Source organism: Nordella sp. HKS 07 (assembly GCF_011046735.1).
Classification (GTDB): domain Bacteria; phylum Pseudomonadota; class Alphaproteobacteria; order Rhizobiales; family Aestuariivirgaceae; genus Taklimakanibacter.
In genome coordinates, this window is record NZ_CP049258.1 from 1,644,527 (window position 1) to 1,668,587 (window position 24,061).

The following is a 24,061-nucleotide window of genomic DNA, read 5'->3' on the forward strand; positions in this document are numbered from 1 at the left end:
TGACCCATGTCGAAACCGGACATCATCACCTTTGGCTGCCGTCTGAACGCCTATGAATCGGAAGTGATGCGCCATGAGGCCGAGAAGGCCGGCCTCGAGGACGCGATCATCTTCAACACCTGCGCGGTGACCGCGGAGGCGACGCGCCAGGCGCGCCAGGCCATCCGCCGCGCCCGCAAGGACAATCCGCAAGCGCGCATCATCGTCACCGGCTGCGCCGCCCAGACCGACCCCGCGATGTTCGCCGCGATGGCGGAAGTCGACCTGGTGCTCGGCAACCAGGAAAAGCTCGACGCGAAGAACTATCGTGTCGCCGATTTCGGCCTTTCGACCGAAGAGCGCGTCAAGGTGAACGACATCATGTCGGTGCGCGAGACAGCACTGCACATGATCGACGGCTTCTCCGAGCGCACCCGCGCATTTGTGCAGATTCAGAACGGCTGCGACCATCGCTGCACCTTCTGCATCATCCCCTTCGGACGCGGCAATTCGCGCTCGGTGGCGGCCGGCGAAGCGGTCGAGCAGATCCGCCGCCTTGTTGCCAACGGCTATTCGGAGATCGTTCTCTCAGGCGTCGACATCACGTCCTGGGGCTCCGACCTGCCGGGCAAGCCGCGCCTCGGCAATCTGGTGCGCCGCATCCTCAAGGCGGTGCCGGATCTGAAGCGTTTGCGCCTTTCCTCGATCGATTCGATCGAGGCCGATGACGACCTCATGCGCGCCATCGCCGAGGAGGAACGGCTGATGCCGCATCTCCATCTCTCGCTGCAGGCGGGCGACGACATGATCCTCAAACGCATGAAGCGCCGGCATCTGCGCGACCATTCGATCGCTTTCTGTCGGGAGGTGCGCCGGTTGCGCCCCGACATCGTCTTCGGCGCCGACATCATCGCCGGCTTCCCGACAGAGACCGAGGCGATGTTCGAGAATTCGCTGCGGATCGTCGAGGAATGCGGCCTGACCTATCTGCATGTCTTCCCCTTCTCGGCGAGACCCGGCACGCCGGCGGCGCGCATGCCGCAACTGGCGAAGCCAATTATTCAGGAGCGTGCCAGACGCCTGCGCGAGAAGGGCAAGGCGCGGCTCGACACCTTCCTCGGCCAGGAAGTCGGCGCCTCGCGCTCCATCCTCATCGAGACCGAGAGCACCGGCCGCACCGAGCATTTCGCCGCCGTCAAATTCGTGCAACGCATGAGCGCCGGCGCCATCGTCCGCGCCACCGTGACGGGCCGCGGCGCCGACCATCTCGAGGCGAGCCTCGCCGCATGAGTGGTTTCTTCAAGAAACTCTTCACGCGGGGCTCGAGCCGCGAGGATCCGGCACCGCCGCCGGCACCCGAAGCCGAGATCCCGCCGCCCGCCACGGAAATTGTCTCATCGCCGGATCCGGAACCGGCTCCCCCTGCTCCGGATCTCGTGCCTGTTGCGCCGGAACATGTTGCACTGCAGCCGGAACCCGAGCCCGAGGTCGCGCCGCAACAGCGCGGCGGCTGGTTCGGCCGGCTCACGGAAGGCCTGGCGAAATCCTCGCGCTCCCTCACCGGCTCGATCACCTCGATCTTCACCAAGCGCAAGCTCGATGCGGCGACGCTCGGGGAGCTCGAGGACGCGCTGATCCAGGCCGATCTCGGCGTCGCGACGACCGCTCGCATCATCAGCGCGGTTTCGGCTGGCCGCTATGACAAGGAGATCGAGCCCGAGGAGGTGAAAGCCATTCTCGCCGGCGAAGTGGCGAAGGTGCTGAAGCCGGTCGAGGTTCCTTTCAGTTTCGGCACGCAGAAGCCGTTCGTCATCCTCGTGGTTGGCGTCAACGGCGCCGGCAAGACCACCACCATCGGCAAGCTCGGCGCCATCGCGACGCGCGAGGGCCACTCGGTCATGCTGGCGGCCTGCGACACCTTCCGCGCCGCTGCCATCGAGCAACTGACCGTCTGGGGCAAGCGCATCGGCGCCAAGGTCATCTCGCGTCCCACCGGAGCGGACGCCGCCGGCCTCGCCTTCGACGCGATGAAGGAGGCGCAGGACAGCCGGACCGACATCCTCTTCATCGACACCGCCGGACGCCTGCAGAACAAGGCCAACCTCATGGCCGAGCTCGACAAGGTGGTGCGCGTCATCAAGAAGCAGGATGAAACGGCGCCGCACGCCGTCCTGCTGGTGCTCGATGCCACCACCGGCCAGAACGCCATATCGCAGGCCGACGTCTTCACCAGGGTCGCGGGCGTCACCGGCTTGATCATGACCAAGCTTGACGGCACGGCGAGGGGCGGCATTCTTGTCGCCATCGCCGAAAGGTTCAAGCTTCCCATCCACGCCATCGGCGTCGGCGAGCAGATCGAGGATCTGCAGCCTTTCGATGCCGATGCCTTCTCGCGCGCCATAGCAGGTCTCGCCGAATGAACCCCTTGGTCAAAATCCTCATCGAAGCGGGCCCGCTCGTGGCCTTCTTCCTGTCCAATTGGCTGGCCGGCATCTTCTGGGCTACCGGCATCTTCATGGCCGCGACCGCGATCGCCCTGCTCCTGTCCTGGCTGCTCACGCGCAAGCTGGCCGTCATACCGCTGATCAGCGCCGGCTTCGTCGCGATTTTCGGCGTCCTCACTCTGTGGCTCCACGATGAGACTTTCATCAAGGTGAAAGTCACGCTGATCAACGCCCTGTTCGGCGTCATTCTCCTCGGCGGTTTGCTCTTTGGACAGACTTTCCTCAAATATGTCATGGGCGAAGCCGTCAAGATGACCGAGCAAGGCTGGCGCGCCCTCACCATACGCTGGGGAATATTCTTTCTGCTCGTCGCTCTCGTGAATGAGGTGGTGTGGCGGATGGTCTCGACCGACAACTGGGTGAACTTCAAGCTGGCGCTTCTGCCGGTCACGCTCGTTTTTGCCCTCTCCCAGGCGCCAATGATGACCAAACATATGATTCAGGACGACCCCAAGCCCCCTCAGTAACCGGTCTGGTCACACTTCGCGACCACTCCGTATGCGGACAATACGGTTGTGCGGCCGCGGTCATGTCGCTTCTCGCAATTGCACAAGAGCATGCGCTTTATCCCCTTGCCGTCGCCGTTGCGAGGCGCTAGGACAAATGGCTTCGGGTGACGGTAACGATAAGCTCTTGCAGTTTCGGGGCAAGAAAGCGGGGCAAACCATCCGGAATGAGGCATCAAAAGATACGCGCGGCGAAGCTGGCGGCTCGCGGTGTGGCAGGAGTAGGGGTCGATGACAGGCAACAAAGATGTGAAGCAGCTTTCGCGCTCGCCGTATCATCTTTTGAAGAGAGCAGCTCAGTATGCTGCCTATGTTTATCAAGGTGAGGTGGGCAAGGCCGGCCTCACACAGCGCCAATTCACCGTTCTTATAGCCGTCGACCAGAATGAAGGCGTCAGCCAGACGGCTCTGGTGAAGATGACCGGGATCGACCGCTCGACGCTGGCCGATCTCGTCGCCCGTCTTCTGGCGCAGGGCTATCTGCAACGCCGGCGTACCAAGGACGATGGACGCACCAATTCGGTGCGCATCACCTCCGCCGGCAAGCGCATGCTGAAGCTGGCGCAGCCGGGCGCCGACGAGGTGGACAAGCAGGTGCTTTCCGCGATCCCGGCAAGCCACCGCAAATCCTTCACCGAGGCATTGAGTCTACTGGCCGCCGAAATGGACCGCATCGAGGACGAGAGCGAGGTCAAGCCCGCCCTCAAGATCAAGAACCGCCGGCGCGCCTGATTTCTTCGACTTTAGGAATGATCTGATTTGTGAGGGCTTCTCGCGTGAGAGGCCCGATCCATTTCATGCGGATCGTGCCGGTGCCGTCGACGAGGAAGTTCTCCGGCACGCCATAAACGCCCCAGTCGACCGCCGCCCGGCCCTTGGGATCGGAGCCGACCGCCGTGAAGGGAATGCCGAGCGTGACCAGGAACCGCCGGGCATTCTCCGGATCATCCTTGTAGTTGATCCCGACGACGTTCAGATCACCGCGCGCCGCGAGTTCCATCAGGAGAGGATGCTCCTCGCGGCAGGGCGGGCACCAGGAGGCCCAGACATTGACGAGCGTGACTTCGCCCTTCTTGAGGTCGTCGCTGGAGAGGCCAGGCAGGCCGAGACCTGCGACCGGCGGCAGCGAGAAAGCCGGAACCGGCTTATTGAGGAGTACCGAAGGCACCTCAGACGGATTGCCCGACAGGCCCCGATAGAAGAGAACCGCCAGGAGAGCGAAGGCGGCAACTGGCAGGATGGTGAGCCAGGTGCGCCTGCGGGGCAGACTAGCCTCGGCCATGTTTGCTACCTTTGTTGCGTTCGAGCGCCGCGATTTGCCGCTTCAGCTTCCGGTCCCGTATCAGGACGCAGGTGGCGAGCAGGATGAGCCCGGCGAAGCTCACCGCATAGGCGGCGACCACGAAGGCGACATGGGCGGCGTTCCAGTCCATCACCGCCCCTCGATCCCGGCCAGGCGCAGTTGGCGCAGTTTGCGCTGGGCGATCTCGCTTCTCATCGCGACGAGGAGCAGCCCGGTGAAGAGCAGCATGTAGGCGAGCGCCATGACGAGCAGCGGCCACAGCATGCGCGCATCGATGGTGGGGCCGTCCATGCGGAAGACGCTGGGGCCCTGATGCAGCGAGTTCCACCAGTCGACCGAGAACTTGACGATCGGCACGTTGATGAAGCCCGCTAGGGCGACGACGCGGGCGATGAGCGCGGCGCGATGCGGATCCTCGATTGCCTGCCACACCGCCATATAGCCGAGATAAAGCAGAAGCAGGACGAACATCGAGGTCAGTCGCGCATCCCACACCCACCAGGCGCCCCACATCGGCTTGCCCCAGAGCGAGCCGGTGATGAGCGACAGAAGGCAGAACATGGCACCGATGGGTGCCGCCGCCTTGGCCGCCATATCGGCCAGGGGATGCCGGAACACCGCCGCCATGGCGCTGGCCGCCGCCATGGCGGTGTAGACCATGAGCGCCATCCAGGCCGCCGGCACATGCACGAACATGATGCGGACCGTCTCGCCCTGCTGGTAGTCGGGCGGTGCGGTCACGAGCGACATATAGAGCCCGGCCGCGAAGGCCAGGATCATCGCCCCCCAAACATAGGGCAGGAGCGCTTCGGCGAGCTTCTGGAACCGGGCCGGATTAGCGAATTTCTGCATGGTTGTATTTTAGGGGGCTCATATCATTTCAGATAGGCGCGCAACGCCGCAGCGGCGGCGACCGGCACCAGGACGAAACTGGTCAGCGCCAGCGCGGTCAGCATCAGCAGCGACGGCTTGACAAGCTCGCTGGAGGAACTCGCCGCCACCCCGAAAATGAGGCAGGGCACATAGAAGGGGAGGATCAGCAGCGACACCAGAAGCCCGCCGCGCCTGAGCGCCACGGTGATCGCCGCCCCCAGTGCGGCAAGCAGCGAGAGGAACACCGAGCCCAGGATCATCGCCAGGCTGAGCGGCAGGATATCATACGTGTCGAGATTGATGAGGAAGCCGAAGAAGGGTGCGGCGATCGCCAGCGGCAAGGAGGTGGTGAGCCAGTGCGCCATCGCCTTGGCCAGCACCACGAGCTCCAGCGGCACCACGCCGAGCGCCATCGCGTCGAGCGAGCCATCCTCGTAATCGGCCTGGAAGATCCGCTCCGCCGAAAGCAGGACGGAGAGCAGGAGCGCGATCCACAAGGCGCCGGGCGCGATGCGCTGCAACAGCGCCTGGTCGGGACCGAGACCCAGCGGCAAGAGCACGATCACCGTCACGAAGAAGCCGATGGCCGTGCCGGCGCCACCGCCCTGGCGGGTCGCCAGCATGAGATCGCGCCGGATGAGCGCCCAGATGAGCTTCATCGAGAGACCCCCAGCACGAGCTTGACGTCAGCTTCGAGGCTGAGCGGCGCATGGGTTGCCACCACCGCGAGGCCGCCGCCCGTCAAGTGGCCGCGCAGCAACCGGGTCAGCCGGTCGAGCGAGGCGGCGTCGAGGCCGACCGTCGGCTCGTCGAGCAGCCACAGGAGCCGCGGCACCAAAGCGAGCCGCGCCAGCGACAGGCGGCGCTTCTGCCCGGCCGAGAGGAGGGCTGCCGGGTAATCGGCGAGCGCTTCGAGATCGAAGGCGGCCAGTGCCGCGTCCATATCCCCGCCACCCAGAAAGTCACCCCAGAATTTCAGGTTCTCGCTGACCGTCAGCGGCGATTTGATCGCCTCCTGATGCGCGCCATAATGCGCCTGCTGGCCGATGCTGAGGTCCTCGCCGCCGCCCGACAGCGTGATCCGGCCGGAAACGGCCTCTCCCAGGCCCGCAATGAGACGCAGAAGCGACGACTTGCCGGCGCCGTTGGGACCTCTGAGCTCCATGAGCTGACCGGAGGAGAGGGTAAAGTTCACGTCGGTGAACACTGTCCGGCCGCCGCGCTGGCAGGCGAGCGAGTCTGCTTGTAATTGGACCATCGTCCACCCGCTTAACCCATCGGGCGGCACGAGGCAAAGGCGGTTCTGGCGGTTCTGCTTGTGTGACCTGCAGCCTTGGCATTGTCATGGAAATGGACCTATATGCTGGGCAAATCCCGCCGACACCAATTTGCACCAAGGATCAGCCATGACTGCTACGTCCCTCGACTCCTTCAAATGCCGCAAGACTTTGAAGGTGGGCGCCAAGACCTATGTCTATTTCAGCCTCAAGGCGGCCGAGAAGAACGGCCTCAAGGGCATCTCCGCATTGCCCTACTCGCTGAAGGTGCTGCTCGAGAATCTGCTGCGGCATGAGGATGGCCGTTCGGTCACCAAGCAAAGCATCGTCAATTTCGCCCGCTGGCTGAAGAATCGCGGCAAGGCGGAAAACGAGATCGCCTATCGTCCGGCGCGCGTGCTGATGCAGGACTTCACCGGCGTGCCGGCGGTGGTCGATCTTGCGGCCATGCGCGATGCGATGCGCGGTCTCGGCGGCAACCCCGAGAAGATCAACCCGCTCGCCCCCGTCGATCTCGTCATCGACCATTCGGTGATGGTCGACTTCTTCGCCAACTCCAAGGCGTTCAAGCAGAATGTCGCGCTCGAATATGACCGCAACGGCGAGCGCTACACTTTCCTCAAATGGGGTCAGGGCGCCTTCGACAATTTCCGCGTCGTGCCGCCCGGGACCGGCATCTGTCACCAGGTCAATCTCGAATATCTGGCCCGCACCGTCTGGACCAAGAAGGTCAAGGAAAAAGGCAAGACCGTCGAATACGCCTACCCCGACACGCTGGTCGGTACCGACAGCCATACCACCATGGTCAATGGCCTGGCCGTGCTCGGCTGGGGCGTGGGCGGCATCGAGGCGGAAGCCGCCATGCTCGGCCAGCCGACTTCCATGCTCATTCCCGAAGTCATCGGTTTCAAGCTCGAGGGCAAGCTGCCGGAAGGCACAACCGCCACCGATCTCGTGCTCACCGTGACGCAGATGCTGCGCAAGAAGGGCGTCGTCGGCAAGTTCGTCGAATTCTACGGCCCGGGCCTCGCCAATCTGGCGCTCGAGGACATGGCCACCATCGCCAATATGGCGCCCGAATATGGCGCGACCTGCGGCTTCTTCCCGGTTTCCGCCGAAACGCTCGACTATCTGAAGAGCACCGCGAGGCCAGCGGCCCAGATCGCTCTCGTCGAGAAATATGCCAAGACTCAGGGCATGTTCTGGACCACGAAATCGGAAGACCCAGTATTCACCGACACGCTTTCGCTCGATCTCGCCACCGTCGAGCCCTCGATGGCCGGCCCCAAGCGCCCGCAGGACCGCGTCACCCTCATGAACGCCGCTCCCGATTTCGCCAATGTCATGGCGAACGAGTTCAAGAAGGCGGAGCAGTTGCACAGCCGCTTCAAGGTGGATGGCGCCAATTATGACCTCGGCCATGGCGATGTGGTGATCGCGGCGATCACCTCCTGCACCAACACCTCCAACCCCTCGGTGATGATCGGCGCTGGCCTCCTCGCCCGCAATGCGGCAAAGAAAGGCCTGACGGTCAAGCCCTGGGTCAAGACCTCCCTCGCCCCCGGCAGCCAGGTGGTGACCGAGTATCTCAAGTCGTCGGGCCTGCAGAAGGACCTCGACAAGCTCGGCTTCGACCTCGTCGGCTATGGCTGCACGACCTGCATCGGCAATTCCGGTCCGTTGCCCGAGCCGATCTCGGAATCGATCAAGAAGAACGATCTCGTCGCCGCGGCGGTGCTTTCCGGCAACCGGAACTTCGAAGGCCGCGTCAATCCGGACGTGCGCGCCAACTACCTGGCCTCGCCGCCGCTCGTCGTCGCCTATGCGTTGGCGGGCTCGCTCAATGTCGATCTGAGTAAGGATCCGCTGGGCAAAGGCAAGGACGGCAAGCCCGTCTATCTCAAAGACATCTGGCCGAGCGCCAAGGAGATCGCCGCCCAGGTGCGCAAGAACGTCACCCGCAAGGCCTTCGCCACCAGATACAAGGACGTCTTCAAGGGCGACGCCGAATGGCGCAAGATCAAGGTCGAGGGCGGCCTCACCTTCAAATGGAGCATGTCCTCGACCTATGTGCAGAACCCGCCCTATTTCGAAGGCATGAAGATGACGCCGGACCCGGTCAGCGATGTGGTCAATGCCCGCATTCTCGGCCTCTTCCTCGATTCGATCACCACCGACCACATCTCGCCTGCCGGCAACATCAAGGTGACGAGCCCGGCCGGAACCTATCTCACCGAACATCAGGTGCGTCCGATCGATTTCAACTCCTATGGCGCCCGGCGCGGCAACCATGAGGTGATGATGCGCGGCACCTTCGCCAATATCCGCATCAAGAACCAGATGGTGCCGGGCGTCGAAGGCGGGATCACCATGCACTACCCGTCCGGCGAGCAGATGCCGATCTATGACGCGGCCATGCGTTATGCGCGCGAGAGCGTGCCGCTGGTGATCTTCGCCGGCAAGGAATACGGCACCGGCTCGTCCCGCGACTGGGCCGCCAAGGGCACCAGGCTGCTTGGCGTGCGCGCCGTGGTGGCGCAGAGCTTCGAGCGCATCCACCGTTCCAACCTCGTCGGCATGGGCGTCGTCCCGCTGCAGTTCAAGGATGGCGAATCCTGGCAGACCCTCGGCCTCAAGGGAGACGAAAAAGTCACCATTCACGGGCTGGCTGAAGGGTTGAAACCGCGGGCCATGCTGCAGCTGATGATCACGGCGCCGGATGGGGCTGGCCGCGTCATCGACGTGCAGTGCCGCATCGATACGCTCGACGAGCTGGATTACTACAAGCACGGCGGCATCATGCCCTATGTGCTGCGCAGTCTGGCCAAGGCGGCGTGAGGCTTGGAGCATCGGCCCGAAAAGCTCGTGGTCGGGCTTGACCCGACCATGCGCAGCGGTTTTCGGATAATCCGATGCGCAAATCAAAGAGTTAGAGCGCCGGATCGATTCTATGTGAGCGTCCGGCGCTCTTGCGCGATGGAGAAGAGCGGGCAACGGTCCTTGCCATCACGCGCCAAACCTGCGATTCCGGCCTCACCCCCTCGTGAGCGGGCTCACTTGAACGTGACTCGAAGGGGTATCATGATTACGTCATATAGGCCGAATGCAGAGTTCCCTTGAACTGACCCGTCGACAGGTGCTGGCGCTCGCCGCCGGCGCCGTGGCGGCCGGTGCCACGGGCCGGATCGCGAAGGCGGACGGCGTGCGTCCGGCCGTCGTCGAACTCTTCACCAGCCAGGGCTGCTCGTCCTGCCCGCCCGCCGATGCCTTCATGGAGGAAGTGCGCGCCATGAAGGACGTCGTGGCGCTCACTTACAATGTCGACTACTGGGACTATCGCGGCTGGCGCGACACGCTCGCCTCGCCGGAAAATTCCAAGCGCCAGTACAAATATGCCAAGGCGCGCGGCGACATGGATGTTTATACACCGCAGATGATCATCGACGGCGTGACGCATGTCGTCGGCAGCCAGAAGAGTGCTGTGATCTCCGCCATCCGGTATTCGCTCAGCAATCCTCCGCCCGTCTGGATACCGGTGTCGATCTTCGCCAATGACGCGGAATTTCAGATCACCGTCGACGAGTCGCCAGCCGATACTCCGGTCCCCGCGGCGAGCCTGTGGTTCGTGTCCGTGGCGCCACGCATACCGGTCGAAATCGAGAAGGGCGAGAATGCCGGACAGAACATCGTCTATCTGAATGTCGTGCGCAAGCTCGTGCCCGTCGGCATGTGGCACGGCGATAAGATGACCCTGGCCTTGCCCAAGGACAGCGTGATGACCGAGGACAGCACCAGCTGCGTCGCTTTGCTGCAGATGAAGCCCCTGGGCCGTATTCTGGGCTGCGCCACCTGGGGCCGCCTGAATTCTTAAACGCGCGTCCCGGCGAAGTGTGATCACTCCTCCGAAAAGGATTCGTGCCAGATCAATATCTTGGAGCAAATCCTTGTCGCCGAAGCCTTCACCTTTGGCGGAATTTGCTCTGACCGCGATCGGGCCCGATATGCTCCGGGGCTCGCAATTCCTATCACAATGATTATATAGTAGGCGCGTGCCTCGGCATCTCGTGAACAGCGCGGGGGGCCGCGTTCGCTCGTGCCCAACACGGAGAATGACAATGTCTTACAAGACCGTTCTCGTCGCCCTCAATGAAATCAATCGCCTCGACGCGCTGAACGACGCCGCCACCAAGGTCGCGAAGCTCGGTGGCGCCTTCGTACGCGGCCTCTATACGATTCCGGCGGCTCAGATCTATCCCTCGACAGGCTTCGAGGCGGTGCCGCAGATGTTCGAAGGCCATCAAACCTTCTTCAAGAACAATTTGGTCAAGGTGAGGAGCGCTTTCGAGATTGCGCTGCAGAAAGCCGGGCTGCAGGGTGAGTTCATCGCCATAGAGGGGCGCTCCCCGCTGATCTCGGATGAAATCATCATCCATGGCAAATCCGCCGATATCATCATCGCCAGCGCCACCGATCCGTCCGAGGTTTCGGGCGTCGAGCTCGACTGCATCGAGCGTGTCCTCATCGGTGCCGGCCGTCCGCTTCTCGTCCTGCCGCGGCGCAACGATCATGTTCTCGAACTCAGCCGCGTGGTCGTCGGCTGGAACGGCGGGCGCGAGGCGGCCCGCTCTGTCTTCGACGCCATACCGCTGCTCCGGTCGGCGCAGTCCGTCCATGTCGTTTGCGTCGATTCCAGGAATGAGGAGCGCGTGACGCCCGAGGAGCCCGGGCGCCGCATTGTGGCGACCTTGCAGCGCCATGACGTGAAGGCCGAGGCGAGGACGATGGAGAGCAGCGGTGAGAGCGCCGGCAAGGCGCTGCTGAAGCACGCTCAGGAGATCAATGCCGGCCTTCTGGTCATGGGCGCCTATGGCCATAGTCGCTTGCGCGAATTCGTCTTCGGCGGCGCCACCCGCCATGTTCTCGACGACATGACGCGTCCTGTACTTATGTCACACTAGCGCGTGGTCAGGAAAAGTGGGTACCGGTTTTTCCGTCCGACCACGCGCTAAACTTAAGTTTCGATCACGTTTATCACTTCAGACCGAACCGGTCTGAAGTGATCGTGATCTAGAGCGCTTCCCGCGAAAGTTGCTCGACTTTCGCGAAGAGGAAGCGCTCCAGATATATGTAGTCGAGCCTCTTTTCCCGTTTTGATCGAATCCTTTGATTCGATCAAAACGGGAAAGGCTCTAGGAGTCCCATATGCCCGTATCGAAAACCGCATTTCTGTTCGATCTCGACGGCACGCTCGTCGACAGCGTCTATGATCACGTGCTGGCGTGGCACGATGCGCTGCTGGCCGAGAATATCGAGCTGCCGGTGTGGCGCATCCATCGCCGCATCGGCATGTCGGGCGGTCTTTTCGCTAACATGCTGCTGCGCGAGACCGGCCTCGAGATCAGCCAGGAGCGCATCGCGAATCTGCGCCGTGTCCATAAGGAATCCTACGCCAAACGCTCGGCCAATGTCAGGCCGTTGCCGGGCGCCAGGGAGCTGCTCGCCTATCTGACCCAGGCGAAGATTCCCTGGGCCATCGCCACCAGCGGGCGCATGGAGACCGCCGGGCCGGTGCTCAAGACGCTGGGCGTCGATCCCGCGAAGACCCCGGTGGTGACGCGCGACCAGGTGCGCTTCGCCAAGCCCGATCCCGACCTCTTCATCGAGGCGGCCGATCGCCTCGGCATCGATATCACTACCGCCTCGGTGGTGGGTGATGCCATCTGGGACATGCTCGCGGCACGCCGCGCCCGGGCGTTGGGCATCGGCCTCCTGTCCGGCGGCTATGGCGAGGAGGAATTGGTGCGCTCGGGCGCCTATCGCGTCTTCGCCGAGCCCGCCGACATGTTGCGCCACATCGATGAGATCGGCGGACGCCAGGTCTGACCGCAATGAAATCCAAGCCCGGCAAACAGGACGAGACGGGCAAGCTGCGCGAAGGCCCGGCCGAATTCTTTTTCAAGGACGGCACCCTCGAATCGGCCGGCAGCTTCGCCAAAGGCGAGAAGCACGGGCCGTGGAAGTATTTCCTGAAGAACGGCAAGCTGAAGGCCGCCGGCGCCTATGAGTTGGGCCAGTTGCACGGCGAATGGAAATGGTACCGCGAGAACGGCAAGCTCATGCAGGCCGGCGCATTCGAGAAGGGCGTCCAGACCGGCCTGTGGCGGCGCTATCATCCCACCGGCGCCCTCTATGACGAGGGACTTTACGACAGGGGAAAGAAGACCGGCGAATGGAAGATCTTCAACGACAAGGGCGGTGTCATCAAGACGACGCAGCACCGAAAGGCCTGAAGCATCGGCCCGAAAAGCTTGTGGTCGGGCTCGACCCGACCATGCAAAGCGGTTTTCGGAGAATCCAACGCGCAAATCAAAGAATTAGAGCGCCAGGGCGATTCCATTGGAATGCCCGGGCGCTCTAGTGTGACGCCCCCGAATGATCACTTTCGAGCAGTACCGCCCGGAAGCGATCGCGATCAGGCGCTTCTTTTCTTCTCCGCTTTCGCTTTCGCTCTTGCTGTCGACGCGATGGATGCCACCGACAGTTTCAAGCCCAGCGCCTTCATCACCTTGAGCATAGTGGCGAATTCCGGGTTGCCCTGGTCGCCGAGAGCCCGGTAGAGACTTTCGCGGTTGAGATTCGTGGTGCTGGCGATGTGCGTCATGCCGCGCTTGCGCGCCACTACCCCGACCGCATTGCGGATCGTCGGTGCATCGCCCGTCGCAACTGCACGTCCAATATAGGCACCCTGTTGCTCCGGCGTGTCCAACTTCCTGGACACATCGAGCTTCTTCTTTTTCATATGCGCAATTCCCCCGTTGGGGCGCTTCACCGTCGCCGTTATCCAACTGTGCATAATTGCAACAAAAATGGCAAGCAGAAAATCATCACGCAAGCGATTAGAAATAATTGAACGCGTCTCGCCAGGTCATCCCAACCAGAGGTGGTGTAACTTATAGGCGGGACGTCTCCGGAGCGGACTTATCACGGTTCCGGCTCGACCGCATGGCGAGCCCTGCCGCCAGAAGGATGGCGGCAAATCCCGCCGTATCAGCCGGGCTCGGCCGGTCGCCCACCAGCAACATGGCCGAGAGGACGCCGACCACCGGCACGGCAAAGCTGAGCAGCGCCGATGTCGAGGCGGAATTCCGGTCGAGAATGGTGAACCAGAGAAGATATGCCGCGGATGTCGCGCCGGCGACGTGAAACAGGAAGGCCCCGAACACGGGTAAAGACAGGAACTCCGGCAGCGCCGGCCGGGTTACCAGGAGACAGACCACCGAGATCACCGCCCCGATCAGGAGCTGGTAGCCGGTCGTCGCCACGGGATCGCCCGCGATCGGCCATTTCTTCTGGATCACGATGCCTATGGCCCAGGCGAGGGCCGCGAGCAGCGACAAGATTACCCCAAGGAATTCTTCTGCGGCAAAGACTGGCGCGGCAAGCAGCGTGACGCCCGCCGCACCGGCCATGAGGGCGATGGCCTTGTCGCGCCCGATGGGCTCGCGCAGGACCAGGGCGGCCAGCAGGGTCGACCAGACCGGCATCGTGTAAGTCAGGATGGCGGCGCGCGACGTCGTGGTGTTGAGCTGCGCGAAGGCGGTGAAGATATTGAAGGCGGCGATGTTGAGCGCGCCGGCGAGCGCCAGCGGAAGCCATGAACCGCGTGCGACGACGAGGCTGCGGCGCAGCAGCAGCGCGGCGCTAAGAAGCAGCACGCTCGCGATGGCGAGCGCGCTGCTCCGCAACACGAAGACGGGAACCTCGCTCAGCACGATCTTGACGGCAGGCCAGTTGAGCCCCCATAGCAAAGCGAGCACGACGGGATAGAAATTCTCGCGCTTCATGCGCCGGCGGCGCTCTAAAGAGACTTGCGGTAGACGATGAAGGAGGAACGCGGCACGATCGTGTCATAGAGCGAGCGCGCCGCCCCATTATATTCCTGGGTCTGCCAATAGAGCCGGAAGGCCCCCTTCTCCTTGGCCTTCTCCTCGCAGGCGAGAATGAGTTTCTTTGCAGCACCCCCGCCGCGCGCCTTGGGGTCGACGAACAGGTCCTGCAGATAGCAGATGGGCTGCGTGCTCCAGGTGCTGTCATGGAAGAGATAGTTGCAGAGGCCGATGACCTCGCCGTCGCTCTCGGCCACCAGCGCCTCGATATTGCTTCCCGGCGTCAGGATCAGCTTCCAGGTATTGGCGGTCGCCTCTTCGGGCACCGAGCCCCGGTAGAACTTGATATAGCCCGCCCAGAGCTCGCGCCATCTGGCTTCATCCTTCGGTTGGGCGGGGCGGATGACGATGTCCGGCATGCGGGAATTCCTCTCTGGCAAAAGGCGAAACTCGCTTTTCCGAGGCGGCCGAGACAGAGCCACTTTGGTGAAAGGAACACAGTCCACCGGCGTGCAGCCGGTTCAGCTTGCCGGGAGAGACTGCCGGTATTTTTCCGCATCCCAGTTGACCAGCGCGAGCTCGTCCTCGCGCGACAGCACTTGCGCCGGATCATTTTCGCTGAGCCTCGCCGTGACATCGGCGAGGCAGCGCGCCATGGCGAGCGCCGCCGGCGTCACACCCTTGGCGAGGAGCACGCCCTTGCCCGGAATGGCGATGAGCTTGGGCTCGGGCCGGCCGGAAAGCCCGATGCGTTCCGCGGCGGATCTCGGATCTTCGCCCGCTTGCGCGACCGCAATCCCCGCCCCCAGAAACACGATATGATCCGGATAGAGCGTGCCCTTGCGCGCCTGGGCGAGGCTCACGGGATCGACGGCCAGCGCATGGATGGACGGATCGGCCGCCAGCTCGTAGCGGCCGTCACGGGCGAGTTCCTCCAGCATCGGCAGATCGGCCAGGGGCATGGCGCGCGCCGGCCTGACCAGTGCCCGCACGACCTCGTGGAGGAGCGCTTCAGCCGCGGCGACCGTTTCGGCGGCGACGACGAGCCCGTGATTGCCAAGGACGAGCACATTCGTGTCGCCTTTGAGCCGCTTGCGGATTTCCGTGGCGAGCGGCAGGCCCGGGCGGCGATAGGGTATGAAGGCCCAATGGAAGGGGGCGAGACGCGGCGCGAGCATGGCTTCGGCGTCGGCACGCACCGCCCAGGAAATCGTCTCCACGCAGTGGACATGCAGGACGATCCTGTGGGCGAAGCTCGCATGTACCGTCGTCTCGATCGACGGCCGGAGACCCAGGCTGTTCAGATCCGTGCGGACGAAATCGGTGCAGCTCTCGCAAGCCGGATCGTCCCTTTCGAGCGCGGCGAGGAGCGGATCGAGTGCCACCGGCACGAAGATGTTGCGCTCGTGCGCATGCTGGAGCCAGGTGCCCGAGGCCTTGATCCACATGGTCCCGTCCTGCTTCAACGATGTATTGCCGCCCGCCGCCTGCACCAACAGGGGATCGGCACCGACCTTGGCGGAGAGCGCCATCAGGCGTGTCATCTCATCCATGCATCCAGCCTTTAAGATATGCCCTGACCGCCTCGATTTCGCTGGGCGTCAGATGCAGCCCGTGCTTGGTGCGTCGCTCTAGAATGTCCTCGGCCGTCTGCGCCCATTCCGCTTCCCGCAGATAGGCGATCTCGCGCTCATAGAGCAGGCCGCCGAAATGCCGGCCGAGATCGTTCATCGATGTCGTGCCATCGAGCAGCCCATGCGCCATGCTGCCATAGAGCCTGGCATAGTGGCGGGCGAGCGGCGCCGAAAGCCATCCATGGCGCGTGCCGAGCTGATCCACGAAGGCCGCAAAGCTTGCCGCACCATTGAGATCACCACCCGGCAGATGCGCGCTGCCCGTCCAGTCGCCGCTCATCTTCGGGAAATGGGAGCTGAGCTTCTGCAGCGCATGCTCGGCGAGCTTGCGATAGGTGGTGATCTTGCCCCCGAAGACCGAAAGCAGCGGCGCCTGGCCCTCGCCGCCATCGATGTCGAAGACATAGTCGCGGGTCACCGCCGAAGGATTGGCGGCATTGTCGTCGTAAAGCGGCCTGACGCCCGAAAAACCCTGGATGATGTCCGAGCGTTTCAGCTCCCGCTTGCTGTAGCGATTGACCACCGCCAGGAGATAGTCGATCTCGCGCTCGTCGATGGCGACATCCTCGGGCCTGCCTTCATAGGGGATGTCGGTCGTGCCGATCAGGCAGAGATTGTCCTGATAGGGATTGACGAAGATCACCCGTTTGTCGTCGTTCTGGAACAGATAGGCATGGGGACCGTCCCAGAATTTTGGCACCACGATATGGCTGCCTTTGACGAGACGGATGCGGCGGGTGGAATTGACGCCGCTCACCTGCCCGAGCACCTCCTGCACCCAGGGTCCAGCGGCATTGACGAGTACACGCGCCTCGACGCGGCGCGCCCCTTCCACGCCCTTGAGGTCGACCTGCCACAAGCCCTTTTCCCGCCGGGCCGAAACGGCGGCCATGCGGGTGAGGATGGTGGCGCCCCGGTCGCGGGCATCAATGGCATTGAGGACGACGAGGCGCGCGTCGTCGACCCAGCAGTCGGAATATTCGAAGCCGGTCTTGAACTCGCCGCGCATGATGGCCCCTTCGGGATCGCGGACGAGATCGATGCGTCGGCAGCCCGGCAGAGTCTCGCGTTTGCCCAGATGATCATAGAGGAAGAGGCCGAGGCGGATCAGCCAGGCCGGACGCTGCTCCGGCGAATGCGGCAGGACGAGGCGCATCGGCCAGATGATATGGGGCGCCGCCTTGAGCAGGACCTCCCGCTCGGTCAGCGCCTCGCGCACCAGCCGGAACTCGTAATATTCGAGATAGCGCAGGCCGCCATGGATGTATTTACCGGATCGCGAGCTGGTTCCCTGCGCCAGGTCGTCCTTCTCGCAGAGCAGCACCTTGAGGCCGCGGCCCGCCGCGTCGCGCGCGATCCCCGCACCATTGATGCCGCCGCCAATGACGAGAAGATCGACCGGCTCCCGCTTGGTCATCACATACCTCCCCAGCCAATCCCCTCTCCCCCTGCGGGGGAGAGGGTTAAGGTGAGGGGGAACCAGGTTGGGTGAAGGACGAACACACTAGCACCTGTTCACGGGAGGCTCGCCGGTGAGATAGCGCCTCACCTCTTCCGCCGCGAGACCCGCCGCATAGGTGACGGTCCTGACCGAGGCGCCGGCGATATGCGGGGTGAGCGTCACATTTTCGAGCTCGAGCAGCGGCCAATCGGCCGGCACCGGCTCGACGGCGAAGGTCTCCAGCATCGCGCTCCTGAGATGCCCGCCCGCCAGCGCTTGGTAGAGCGCGTCGTAATCGACGAGCGGCCCGCGCGCCGTGTTGATGAGGATGGCGGTCGGCTTCATCTGCGCCAGCGTCTCGGCATTGATCATCTTTTCCGTCTCCTTGGTGACGCGCGGATGCAGCGTCACGACGTCGGATCTGGCGAGCAGCGTATCGAGCGCCACCTGCTCGACGCCGTCGGCGCGGTCTGTCGCCGACAATTGCACATAAGGGTCGGTGACCAGGATGCGGCAGCCGAAGACCTTGAGCAGGCGCACGACGCGCGTACCGATCTGGCCATAGCCGATGACGCCGACCGTCATCTCCGACAATTCCTCGCCGGTGCGGTCGGCTCGATAGAGGTCGCCCCGCCACTCGCCGCGCCTGAGCGCATCATGCCCACGGGTGATGAGGCGCGTCTCGGCGAGAATGGCGCCGATGGCGAACTCGGCGACGGCCGACGCATTGCGGCCTGGCGTGTTGACGACAGTGATGCCGCGCTCACGTGCCGCCTTCATGTCGATATTGACCGGTCCGCCGCGCGACACGGCGACGAATTTGAGCGCCGGGCAGCGCGCCATGATCTCGACCGACAGGGGTGCGAGATGCGTGACCAGGATCTCGGCGCCGTCGATCAGGGCCACCGTGTCATCGACACCGCCCATATATTCCTTGAGCCCGTCCATGCCGGCTTGCGCGTAGCCATGCTCCATCGGCTTGTCCGGCCAGTCGAGATCATGCCGCACGATGTCGAGAACGACTTTCGGGCATTTCTCCCTTATCGCCTTCTCGAACATGTCCGAGCGCATGAAATGATCGCCAATGATAACAAGCTTACGCATCATCAAATTGCCTCGCAGTCTGCAGCGCGCGCCAGATGGGTCGCATCCGCTCGCGCGTTTCCTTGTAGATCGGGTAGATTTCGTCGAACATTCGCGCGAGCGCAGCATCGGGCTTCGTTTCGGGCCCGAGCGCCGGCTCGACCCAGTGCGCCGCGCAACTCTCCATGCTGGGATAGATCTTCTGCTGCACGCAGGCCATCATCGCCGCGCCCGCGGCACCCGCTTCCTCGCGTTGCACACTGCGCACCGGCGCGTTGAGCGCACTGGCGAACAATAGCCGCAGCGCATTGGAGCGCGCGCCTCCTCCGGTGAGCCGCACATCCTTAGGGAGAGGACCCATCGCGGCATAGCAGTCGCGCGCGGCAAGGCTCAGACCCTCGAAGACCGCGCGCATCAGGTCGGCATAGCCCATCCCCGCCTCGAGCCCGGTGAACTGCGCTCTCGCCCCCGCGTCGAGGAAAGGCCCGCGCTCGCCAGCTTGCGAAATATAGGGGTGATAGAGAAGCCGGCCGCCGGGCCGCTCCAATATGCGCTCATCGATCCCCTCGATCAGATCACGGCGGCTGCGCTCGACGCCCTGGCTCGCCAGCACGTCGCGGCCGAGATCGAGCATCCAGTCGATATTGAGGGTCGAAGCCATGTTTGACTGCATTTGCGCCAGCATGCCCGGCGCCGGAAAGGCCATGGTGTAGCCGGTCCGCTCTTCATTGAGGCGCACCGCATCAACGCTCGGCGCCAGCCGCATATGCATGCCGGTCGAGCCCGCGATCGAGCAGCCGACTCGGCCTTCGCGGTCGAACAGGCCGCCGCCCAGCGCCGTGCAGACGACATCGACATAGCCGAGCACCATCGGCGTTCCGGCGGCGAGACCGGTGGCGGCCGCCGCGTCGAGGCTCAACCCATGCGCGACTTCCGTTCCCTCGATGATCGGCGGCAGGAGCCGCTTAGCTTCGGGTGCCGCAAGCGCGTCCAGGATCTCCGGCGCATATTGGCGGGTGCGATAATTGCCGAAAGTGAAATTGGCTTCGGAAGGATCGCATACCCGCTCGCCCGTCAGCTTGAAATAGAGCCAGTCCTTGCAATGATGCGCTGAATGGGCGGCGGCGAGCACGTCGGGCGCGTTGCGCTTGAGCCAGGCGAGCTGGACATTCTGTTGGCAGGCATTCACGCCGGTGCCGGTGCGCTCATAGTGGGCCGGATAGGCGTCGGATCGGGTGAAGTCCTCGGCGATCGAAGCGGCGCGTGAATCGAGCCACAGCCAGGCGGGAGCGGCCGGCTCGCCGCCCTTGTCGATGAGCCACATCCCATCGCCCTGCCCCGTCACCGCGATGGCGACGACGCGATGATTGAGATTGTCGATCTTGTCGGCGAGGTCTCGCAAGGTCTGCGCCGCATCTTTCCAGGTGCGCGCCATATCCTGCTCGACGCCGCCATTCTTGAGTGTCTTGTAGCCATTGGCGATGGCCGCGACCGCCAGCTGTTCGCCTCTCGTCGAAAAGGCGACGGATTTGATTACCGACGTTCCGGCGTCGATGCCGATAATTACATCGTCACTCATGCGAGCTCCGCGCCATGGGCGATGGCCTCGCCACTGCCGGCGGAGAACATATGCAGATCATTGGGGGTGATGCGCAGGCGCAGGGTGCTGCCCGGCACCGCCGCGATCTTTTCATGCGAGACGGATACGACGGTGCGCCCGGCGATCTCGGCGGCGATATGGGTCTGGTCGCCGAGCCATTGGCAGGTGACGACGCGTGCCGTGAGCCCGCTCTCGCCGATATGCACCGCATGCGGCCTTACCCCCAACATCAGCCCTTCGTCATTCTTGAGGCGCTGGCGCACGGCGTCCGGGAAATCCCGCGCGGCATAGGAAAGCGTTTGGCCCTCGCCGCCCTCGAGAACGAGCTCGATGGTCTGGCCGTTGTCCTTGACCCGCACCGGCAGGACATTCATCGGCGGCTCGCCGATGAACGAACCGACGAAGAGATTGACGGGGCGCGTCTTCAGCTCCGCCGGCGTCGCATATTGCTGCAGCACCCCGCCTTCCATGACGGCGATGCGGTCGGCGAGCGCATTGGCCTCCGTCTGGTCATGGGTGACGAGGATCGTCGTGCATTTGTGCTCGCGCAGATAATGCTTGATGCGCCCGCGCAGCACGGCGCGCAACTGCGGCTCGAGCTGCCCCATCGGCTCGTCGAGCAGGTAGAGGCCGGCGGAACGCACCAGCGCGCGCCCCAGGCTCGCCCGTTGCTGCTGGCCGCCCGAGACCGAGCTTGGGTATTTGTGCAGCACGTCGCCGATCTCGAGCATTTCGGCCATGGCCTTGACCCGCTTGTTGACCTCGGCGCTCCCAAGTTTCTGAGCCTTCAGCGCGAAGGAGATGTTCTCGGCAAGGGTGAGCGGCGGATAAAGTGAATAGGTCTCGAACGCCATGGCGACGCCGCGTTGCGCCGGCGCCAGCATATGGATGGGGCGATTGTCGAGCGCGATCGAGCCGCGTGTCAGGGTCTCGAAGCCCGCGATCATGCGCAAGGTCGAGGTCTTGCCGCATCCCGAGGAGCCGAGCAATGCGGTGATTTCGCCGGGCTTCACCGTGAAGCTCAGATCTTTCACCGCATGGACCGCACCTGAGCCATAGATCTTGTCGACATTCTGGAGAACGAGCTCGGACGACATCAGGCTCGTCCTTTCGCGAGGGCCGCACCCGTTTCGCGGTCGAAGAGATGGGTGCCGATGGGATTGAAAGTAATGGCGACCTCGCTTTCCGATCTGGGGATGACAGGCGACGATGATGGAAGCGACGCCAGAAGCTCGGCGCCGGCCTTGGTCTGCAGCAGAAGAACGGTGCGTTCGTTGAGCGGCGTCACCGCCATGACCCGCGCCTTGAAGCCATGGCCGGCGCTGTTCGAAACCTCGACCGCCTCCGGCCGGACCCCGAAAGTGACGGCTTTGCCCTTGAGCGGGACATAGGCCTTGTCGACTGCCGCCTTCTCGCCGGCAAGATCGATCGTCGCATCGTCGCCGACGATCGTCTCGACGAGATTGATGGTCGGATCGCCGAACAGCCGCGCCACGCTCACCGTCGCCGGATGGCGATAGATCTCTTCCGGCGTCGCCACCTGGACGAACTTTCCGTTCGCCAGCACGGCGATGCGGTCGGCGAGCGCCATGGCCTCCTTGTAGTCCTGGGTCACATAGAGCACCGTCGATCTCGCCTGGCGCAGAAGCCGCGGCAGCTCGAGGCGCATCTCGAAACGCAGTTTCGCATCGACATTGCGCAAGGGATCATCGAGGAGGAGAAGTTTCGGCGACGAGGCGAGCGCTCGGGCCAGGGCCGTGCGCTGCTTCTGGCCGTTCGACAATTGCCGCGGCGCGTGGCCGAGCACATGGTCGATCTTGAGGAGCTTGGCGACGCGCGCCACGCCGTCCTTGATCTGGCCTTCGCTTTGCGCCCGCGCCCTCAATGGACTGGCGATATTCTCGAAAGCGTCGAGATGCGGGAAGAGCGCGAAATTCTGGAAGGCCATGCCGACATCGCGATGTTCGGGCGCCACATCGGCCATGTCCTGATCATCGATGCTGATCCGGCCCGTGGTCGGTTCCTCGACGCCGGCGATGAGACGCAGGAGCACCGTCTTGCCGGTGCCCGAGGGCCCGAAGATGACGACGATCTCGCCGGCGTCGGCGACGAGTGAGATATCGTCCAGCACCTTGTTGGACTTGAAGGATTTGGAAACGGCGGCGAGTTCGAGATGCGGCATGATCAACCCTTCACCGCGCCGAGCGACAGGCCTTCGACCAGGTAGCGCTGCGCATAGAGGGCAAGCGCCAGGGTCGGTGCGATCGACAGCACGATGGCCGCGGCGATCTGCCCATATTGGATGCCGGACGCGGTCACGAAGGCGAGCGCGCCTACCGTCACCGGCTGCTTGTCGGCTGAAGCGAGGATGAGCGCGAAGATGAAATTGTTCCAGGCGAAGATGAAGGCGAGGAGGCCCGCCGCCGCGATGCCGGGCATGGCGAGCGGCACGGCGATCTTGCGGAAGGTCCGCCACCAGCTGTTGCCGGCGATGCGATAGGCATGTTCGATATCGGGGCTGATATCCTCGAAATAGCCGCGCACGATCCACAGGATCAGCGGCAGGCAGATGAGCTGATAGACCCAGATGAGGCCGATATAGGTGTTGGTGAGGCCGAGCTGCTTGAAATAGAGGCTGAGCGGCAGGAGCACCAGAAGCGGCGGCGCGAAGCGGAAGGACAAGAGCGTGAAGGCGATGTCTTCCCCGAGCCGGAAGCGGAAGCGGGCGAAGGCATAGGCCGCCGGCACGCCCAGGATGAGCGACAGCGCCACCGACAGGGTCGAGAGCAGCACGCTGTTCCAGAGATTCTTCATGAAGGCGATGTCGAGATTGCCGGCCGTGGTTTCGAGCCGGCCGGTGATCAGCGCCGAATAGTTGGTGAGCGTCGGCTCGAAGACGATGCTCGGCGGGATGCGCAGGATCGTCTCGTTCGTCTGGAACGACATCAGCACGATCCAGAAGATCGGGAACAGGAAGAAGATCAGGACGAGGCCGATAAGGATGCCGCGGATGGCGCGCTCGAGGCCGGAAGTGTGGTCCATGGCGTCACGCTCCCCCATGCGCGCGTTCGCGCAGTTTGAGCCACTGTTTGATGAAGACGTTCGACAGCAGATAGGTGATCGCCCACAGGATGATCAGCAGCGCCGCCGAGCGTCCGACATTCGTATACTGGAAGAACTCGAGATAGGACTGGACCTGGAACACCATCAGCCGGTCACCGGGCCCGCCCTGCGTCATCGAATAGATGATGTCGAATTGCTGGATCGAATCGAGGAGGCGGAACAGCGACGCGGTGATGATATAGGGCAATAGCATCGGTAGCGTGATGCGGAAGAAGACGAAGCTCCTGGGCACGCCGTCGAGCGCCGCCGCTTCGAAGGGCGCCTTCGGCAAGGAGCGCAATCCCGCCAGCAGCAGGATCATGATGAAGGGCGTATAGACCCAGACATCGACCAGCGTGACGGTGAGAAGCGCGGTCGAGGGATCGGAAGCCCATTTGAAATTGTGGAAGCCGAGCAGGCTCACGAAGTAGCTGAGAATCCCGAAATTGGGGTTGGTCATGAGCTTCCACATGAGAGCGGCAAGGGCCGGCGCCGTCATCAAGGGCAGGAGCAGCAGGATCGAGGCGACATTGTTGAAGCGGGTCGGCTTCTGCAGGAGGAGTGCGATGCCGAGTCCGAGCAGCAATTCGACGCCGACGGTGAGGCCCGCATACACGAGCGAGATCTTGACCGTGTTCCAGAAGGCCGGATCACTGAGGAAATTGATGTAGTTGTCGAACCAGATGAAGCCCTTGAGGGCAGGCAAATTCAGCCGGAAGCGCAGCAGCGAGTAATAGACGGCGGTGAAGAACGGGATGAGGATGCCGATGCAGACGAGGAGCGCCGGCAGGCTGAGGAGATAGGGCAGTGCGCGGCGGAAGAACCGGCTGCTCGTCTTCGGTTGCGTCACGTGATCGGCTGCCGCGGTCATGA

Annotated in this window: 25 protein-coding genes; 9 read left to right on the forward strand and 16 right to left on the reverse strand. The window is 63.4% G+C overall.

Annotated features, from left to right (window positions below; genetic code table 11):
* The first annotated feature begins 6 nt into the window (after positions 1–6).
* The 4 genes from mtaB to G5V57_RS07745 all read left to right on the forward strand — a co-directional run bounded on the left by mtaB (position 7) and on the right by G5V57_RS07745 (position 3,721).
* Positions 7–1,269, forward strand: a complete 1,263-nt coding sequence (mtaB, locus tag G5V57_RS07730; protein ID WP_165166953.1) for a tRNA (N(6)-L-threonylcarbamoyladenosine(37)-C(2))-methylthiotransferase MtaB — start codon at positions 7–9, stop codon at positions 1,267–1,269.
* Positions 1,266–2,399 (forward strand): signal recognition particle-docking protein FtsY, encoded by a 1,134-nt coding sequence (ftsY, locus tag G5V57_RS07735; RefSeq protein ID WP_206530357.1) that lies wholly within the window; start codon positions 1,266–1,268, stop codon positions 2,397–2,399. The genes mtaB and ftsY overlap by 4 nt, the downstream gene beginning before the upstream one ends.
* A complete protein-coding gene (locus G5V57_RS07740; RefSeq protein WP_165166955.1) occupies positions 2,396–2,950 on the forward strand; it encodes a septation protein A in 555 nt (184 codons plus the stop codon). The genes ftsY and G5V57_RS07740 overlap by 4 nt, the downstream gene beginning before the upstream one ends.
* 270 nt (positions 2,951–3,220) lie before the next feature.
* Positions 3,221–3,721 carry a MarR family winged helix-turn-helix transcriptional regulator gene (locus tag G5V57_RS07745; RefSeq protein ID WP_165166956.1) on the forward strand — a complete coding sequence of 167 codons (501 nt, stop codon included), beginning with the start codon at positions 3,221–3,223 and terminating at the stop codon, positions 3,719–3,721.
* Here G5V57_RS07745 and G5V57_RS07750 read toward each other — a convergent pair.
* From G5V57_RS07750 to ccmA, 5 genes are read right to left on the reverse strand one after another with little or no spacing between them, the layout of a single operon-like run.
* Positions 3,699–4,271, reverse strand: a complete 573-nt coding sequence (locus G5V57_RS07750) for a DsbE family thiol:disulfide interchange protein (RefSeq protein WP_165166957.1) — start codon at positions 4,269–4,271, stop codon at positions 3,699–3,701. The two genes, G5V57_RS07745 and G5V57_RS07750, sit on opposite strands and share 23 nt — an antisense overlap.
* A complete protein-coding gene (gene ccmD / locus G5V57_RS07755; RefSeq protein ID WP_165166958.1) occupies positions 4,258–4,422 on the reverse strand; it encodes a heme exporter protein CcmD in 165 nt (54 codons plus the stop codon). The genes G5V57_RS07750 and ccmD overlap by 14 nt, the downstream gene beginning before the upstream one ends.
* Entirely contained in the window at positions 4,422–5,144 is a 723-nt protein-coding gene (locus G5V57_RS07760; RefSeq protein ID WP_165166959.1) for a heme ABC transporter permease, read from the reverse strand. Before G5V57_RS07760 ends, ccmD begins: the two co-directional genes overlap by 1 nt.
* 23 nt (positions 5,145–5,167) lie before the next feature.
* Positions 5,168–5,824, reverse strand: coding sequence for a heme exporter protein CcmB (gene ccmB / locus G5V57_RS07765; protein WP_206530227.1), 657 nt, complete (start codon positions 5,822–5,824; stop codon positions 5,168–5,170).
* Positions 5,821–6,423, reverse strand: a complete 603-nt coding sequence (gene ccmA, locus G5V57_RS07770) for a heme ABC exporter ATP-binding protein CcmA (RefSeq protein ID WP_165166960.1) — start codon at positions 6,421–6,423, stop codon at positions 5,821–5,823. Before ccmA ends, ccmB begins: the two co-directional genes overlap by 4 nt.
* A 148-nt stretch (positions 6,424–6,571) precedes the next feature.
* Here ccmA and acnA point away from each other — a divergent pair, with 148 nt between their 5' ends.
* The 5 genes from acnA (at position 6,572) to G5V57_RS07795 (ending at position 12,732) form a co-directional block, all read left to right on the forward strand.
* Positions 6,572–9,280: an aconitate hydratase AcnA gene (gene acnA / locus G5V57_RS07775; protein WP_165166961.1), complete on the forward strand. Its 2,709-nt coding sequence runs from the start codon at positions 6,572–6,574 to the stop codon at positions 9,278–9,280.
* A 265-nt stretch (positions 9,281–9,545) separates the two neighbouring features.
* Positions 9,546–10,313, forward strand: coding sequence for a thioredoxin family protein (locus G5V57_RS07780; RefSeq protein WP_165166962.1), 768 nt, complete (start codon positions 9,546–9,548; stop codon positions 10,311–10,313).
* Between the two features lie 244 nt (positions 10,314–10,557).
* Positions 10,558–11,400 carry a universal stress protein gene (locus G5V57_RS07785; protein ID WP_165166963.1) on the forward strand — a complete coding sequence of 281 codons (843 nt, stop codon included), beginning with the start codon at positions 10,558–10,560 and terminating at the stop codon, positions 11,398–11,400.
* A 244-nt stretch (positions 11,401–11,644) separates the two neighbouring features.
* Positions 11,645–12,325: an HAD family hydrolase gene (locus G5V57_RS07790; RefSeq protein WP_165166964.1), complete on the forward strand. Its 681-nt coding sequence runs from the start codon at positions 11,645–11,647 to the stop codon at positions 12,323–12,325.
* 5 nt (positions 12,326–12,330) lie between these two features.
* Positions 12,331–12,732, forward strand: coding sequence for a toxin-antitoxin system YwqK family antitoxin (locus tag G5V57_RS07795; RefSeq protein ID WP_165166965.1), 402 nt, complete (start codon positions 12,331–12,333; stop codon positions 12,730–12,732).
* A 182-nt stretch (positions 12,733–12,914) separates the two neighbouring features.
* Here the strand turns inward: G5V57_RS07795 and G5V57_RS07800 are convergent, their stop codons facing one another.
* The 11 genes from G5V57_RS07800 to G5V57_RS07850 all read right to left on the reverse strand — a co-directional run bounded on the left by G5V57_RS07800 (position 12,915) and on the right by G5V57_RS07850 (position 24,059).
* Entirely contained in the window at positions 12,915–13,241 is a 327-nt protein-coding gene (locus G5V57_RS07800; RefSeq protein ID WP_165166966.1) for an addiction module antidote protein, read from the reverse strand.
* A 151-nt stretch (positions 13,242–13,392) separates the two neighbouring features.
* Positions 13,393–14,286 carry a DMT family transporter gene (locus tag G5V57_RS07805; protein WP_165166967.1) on the reverse strand — a complete coding sequence of 298 codons (894 nt, stop codon included), beginning with the start codon at positions 14,284–14,286 and terminating at the stop codon, positions 13,393–13,395.
* Between the two features lie 14 nt (positions 14,287–14,300).
* Entirely contained in the window at positions 14,301–14,747 is a 447-nt protein-coding gene (locus tag G5V57_RS07810; RefSeq protein WP_165166968.1) for a GNAT family N-acetyltransferase, read from the reverse strand.
* A gap of 102 nt (positions 14,748–14,849) precedes the next feature.
* Positions 14,850–15,881 carry a class II aldolase/adducin family protein gene (locus G5V57_RS07815; RefSeq protein WP_165166969.1) on the reverse strand — a complete coding sequence of 344 codons (1,032 nt, stop codon included), beginning with the start codon at positions 15,879–15,881 and terminating at the stop codon, positions 14,850–14,852.
* Positions 15,874–17,379, reverse strand: coding sequence for a glycerol-3-phosphate dehydrogenase (locus G5V57_RS07820; RefSeq protein ID WP_165166970.1), 1,506 nt, complete (start codon positions 17,377–17,379; stop codon positions 15,874–15,876). Before G5V57_RS07820 ends, G5V57_RS07815 begins: the two co-directional genes overlap by 8 nt.
* An 87-nt stretch (positions 17,380–17,466) precedes the next feature.
* Positions 17,467–18,507, reverse strand: a complete 1,041-nt coding sequence (locus G5V57_RS07825; protein WP_165173920.1) for a 2-hydroxyacid dehydrogenase — start codon at positions 18,505–18,507, stop codon at positions 17,467–17,469.
* A complete protein-coding gene (locus tag G5V57_RS07830) occupies positions 18,500–20,065 on the reverse strand; it encodes an FGGY-family carbohydrate kinase (RefSeq protein ID WP_165166971.1) in 1,566 nt (521 codons plus the stop codon). Before G5V57_RS07830 ends, G5V57_RS07825 begins: the two co-directional genes overlap by 8 nt.
* Complete coding sequence (locus G5V57_RS07835; protein ID WP_165173922.1) at positions 20,062–21,186, reverse strand: ABC transporter ATP-binding protein; 1,125 nt, start codon at positions 21,184–21,186, stop codon at positions 20,062–20,064. Before G5V57_RS07835 ends, G5V57_RS07830 begins: the two co-directional genes overlap by 4 nt.
* The gene (locus G5V57_RS07840; RefSeq protein ID WP_165166972.1) at positions 21,183–22,268 is read right to left on the reverse strand and encodes an ABC transporter ATP-binding protein; all 1,086 of its coding nucleotides are present in this window, start codon (positions 22,266–22,268) and stop codon (positions 21,183–21,185) included. The genes G5V57_RS07835 and G5V57_RS07840 overlap by 4 nt, the downstream gene beginning before the upstream one ends.
* 2 nt (positions 22,269–22,270) lie before the next feature.
* Positions 22,271–23,128, reverse strand: coding sequence for a carbohydrate ABC transporter permease (locus tag G5V57_RS07845; protein WP_165166973.1), 858 nt, complete (start codon positions 23,126–23,128; stop codon positions 22,271–22,273).
* Between the two features lie 4 nt (positions 23,129–23,132).
* Complete coding sequence (locus G5V57_RS07850) at positions 23,133–24,059, reverse strand: carbohydrate ABC transporter permease (protein ID WP_165166974.1); 927 nt, start codon at positions 24,057–24,059, stop codon at positions 23,133–23,135.
* Positions 24,060–24,061: the final 2 nt, after the last annotated feature.

Excerpts from the sequence above, each read along its gene's own strand:
- mtaB (WP_165166953.1), top strand. The coding sequence starts at position 7 with ATGTCGAAACCGGACATCATCACCTTTGGCTGCCGTCTGAACGCCTAT.
- ftsY (WP_206530357.1), top strand. The coding sequence starts at position 1,266 with ATGAGTGGTTTCTTCAAGAAACTCTTCACGCGGGGCTCGAGCCGCGAG.
- G5V57_RS07740 (WP_165166955.1), top strand. The coding sequence starts at position 2,396 with ATGAACCCCTTGGTCAAAATCCTCATCGAAGCGGGCCCGCTCGTGGCC.
- G5V57_RS07745 (WP_165166956.1), top strand. The coding sequence starts at position 3,221 with ATGACAGGCAACAAAGATGTGAAGCAGCTTTCGCGCTCGCCGTATCAT.
- G5V57_RS07750 (WP_165166957.1), bottom strand. The coding sequence starts at position 4,271 with ATGGCCGAGGCTAGTCTGCCCCGCAGGCGCACCTGGCTCACCATCCTG.
- ccmD (WP_165166958.1), bottom strand. The coding sequence starts at position 4,422 with ATGGACTGGAACGCCGCCCATGTCGCCTTCGTGGTCGCCGCCTATGCG.
- G5V57_RS07760 (WP_165166959.1), bottom strand. The coding sequence starts at position 5,144 with ATGCAGAAATTCGCTAATCCGGCCCGGTTCCAGAAGCTCGCCGAAGCG.
- ccmB (WP_206530227.1), bottom strand. The coding sequence starts at position 5,824 with ATGAAGCTCATCTGGGCGCTCATCCGGCGCGATCTCATGCTGGCGACC.
- ccmA (WP_165166960.1), bottom strand. The coding sequence starts at position 6,423 with ATGGTCCAATTACAAGCAGACTCGCTCGCCTGCCAGCGCGGCGGCCGG.
- acnA (WP_165166961.1), top strand. The coding sequence starts at position 6,572 with ATGACTGCTACGTCCCTCGACTCCTTCAAATGCCGCAAGACTTTGAAG.
- G5V57_RS07780 (WP_165166962.1), top strand. The coding sequence starts at position 9,546 with ATGCAGAGTTCCCTTGAACTGACCCGTCGACAGGTGCTGGCGCTCGCC.
- G5V57_RS07785 (WP_165166963.1), top strand. The coding sequence starts at position 10,558 with ATGTCTTACAAGACCGTTCTCGTCGCCCTCAATGAAATCAATCGCCTC.
- G5V57_RS07790 (WP_165166964.1), top strand. The coding sequence starts at position 11,645 with ATGCCCGTATCGAAAACCGCATTTCTGTTCGATCTCGACGGCACGCTC.
- G5V57_RS07795 (WP_165166965.1), top strand. The coding sequence starts at position 12,331 with ATGAAATCCAAGCCCGGCAAACAGGACGAGACGGGCAAGCTGCGCGAA.
- G5V57_RS07800 (WP_165166966.1), bottom strand. The coding sequence starts at position 13,241 with ATGAAAAAGAAGAAGCTCGATGTGTCCAGGAAGTTGGACACGCCGGAG.
- G5V57_RS07805 (WP_165166967.1), bottom strand. The coding sequence starts at position 14,286 with ATGAAGCGCGAGAATTTCTATCCCGTCGTGCTCGCTTTGCTATGGGGG.
- G5V57_RS07810 (WP_165166968.1), bottom strand. The coding sequence starts at position 14,747 with ATGCCGGACATCGTCATCCGCCCCGCCCAACCGAAGGATGAAGCCAGA.
- G5V57_RS07815 (WP_165166969.1), bottom strand. The coding sequence starts at position 15,881 with ATGGATGAGATGACACGCCTGATGGCGCTCTCCGCCAAGGTCGGTGCC.
- G5V57_RS07820 (WP_165166970.1), bottom strand. The coding sequence starts at position 17,379 with ATGACCAAGCGGGAGCCGGTCGATCTTCTCGTCATTGGCGGCGGCATC.
- G5V57_RS07825 (WP_165173920.1), bottom strand. The coding sequence starts at position 18,507 with ATGCGTAAGCTTGTTATCATTGGCGATCATTTCATGCGCTCGGACATG.
- G5V57_RS07830 (WP_165166971.1), bottom strand. The coding sequence starts at position 20,065 with ATGAGTGACGATGTAATTATCGGCATCGACGCCGGAACGTCGGTAATC.
- G5V57_RS07840 (WP_165166972.1), bottom strand. The coding sequence starts at position 22,268 with ATGCCGCATCTCGAACTCGCCGCCGTTTCCAAATCCTTCAAGTCCAAC.
- G5V57_RS07845 (WP_165166973.1), bottom strand. The coding sequence starts at position 23,128 with ATGGACCACACTTCCGGCCTCGAGCGCGCCATCCGCGGCATCCTTATC.
- G5V57_RS07850 (WP_165166974.1), bottom strand. The coding sequence starts at position 24,059 with ATGACCGCGGCAGCCGATCACGTGACGCAACCGAAGACGAGCAGCCGG.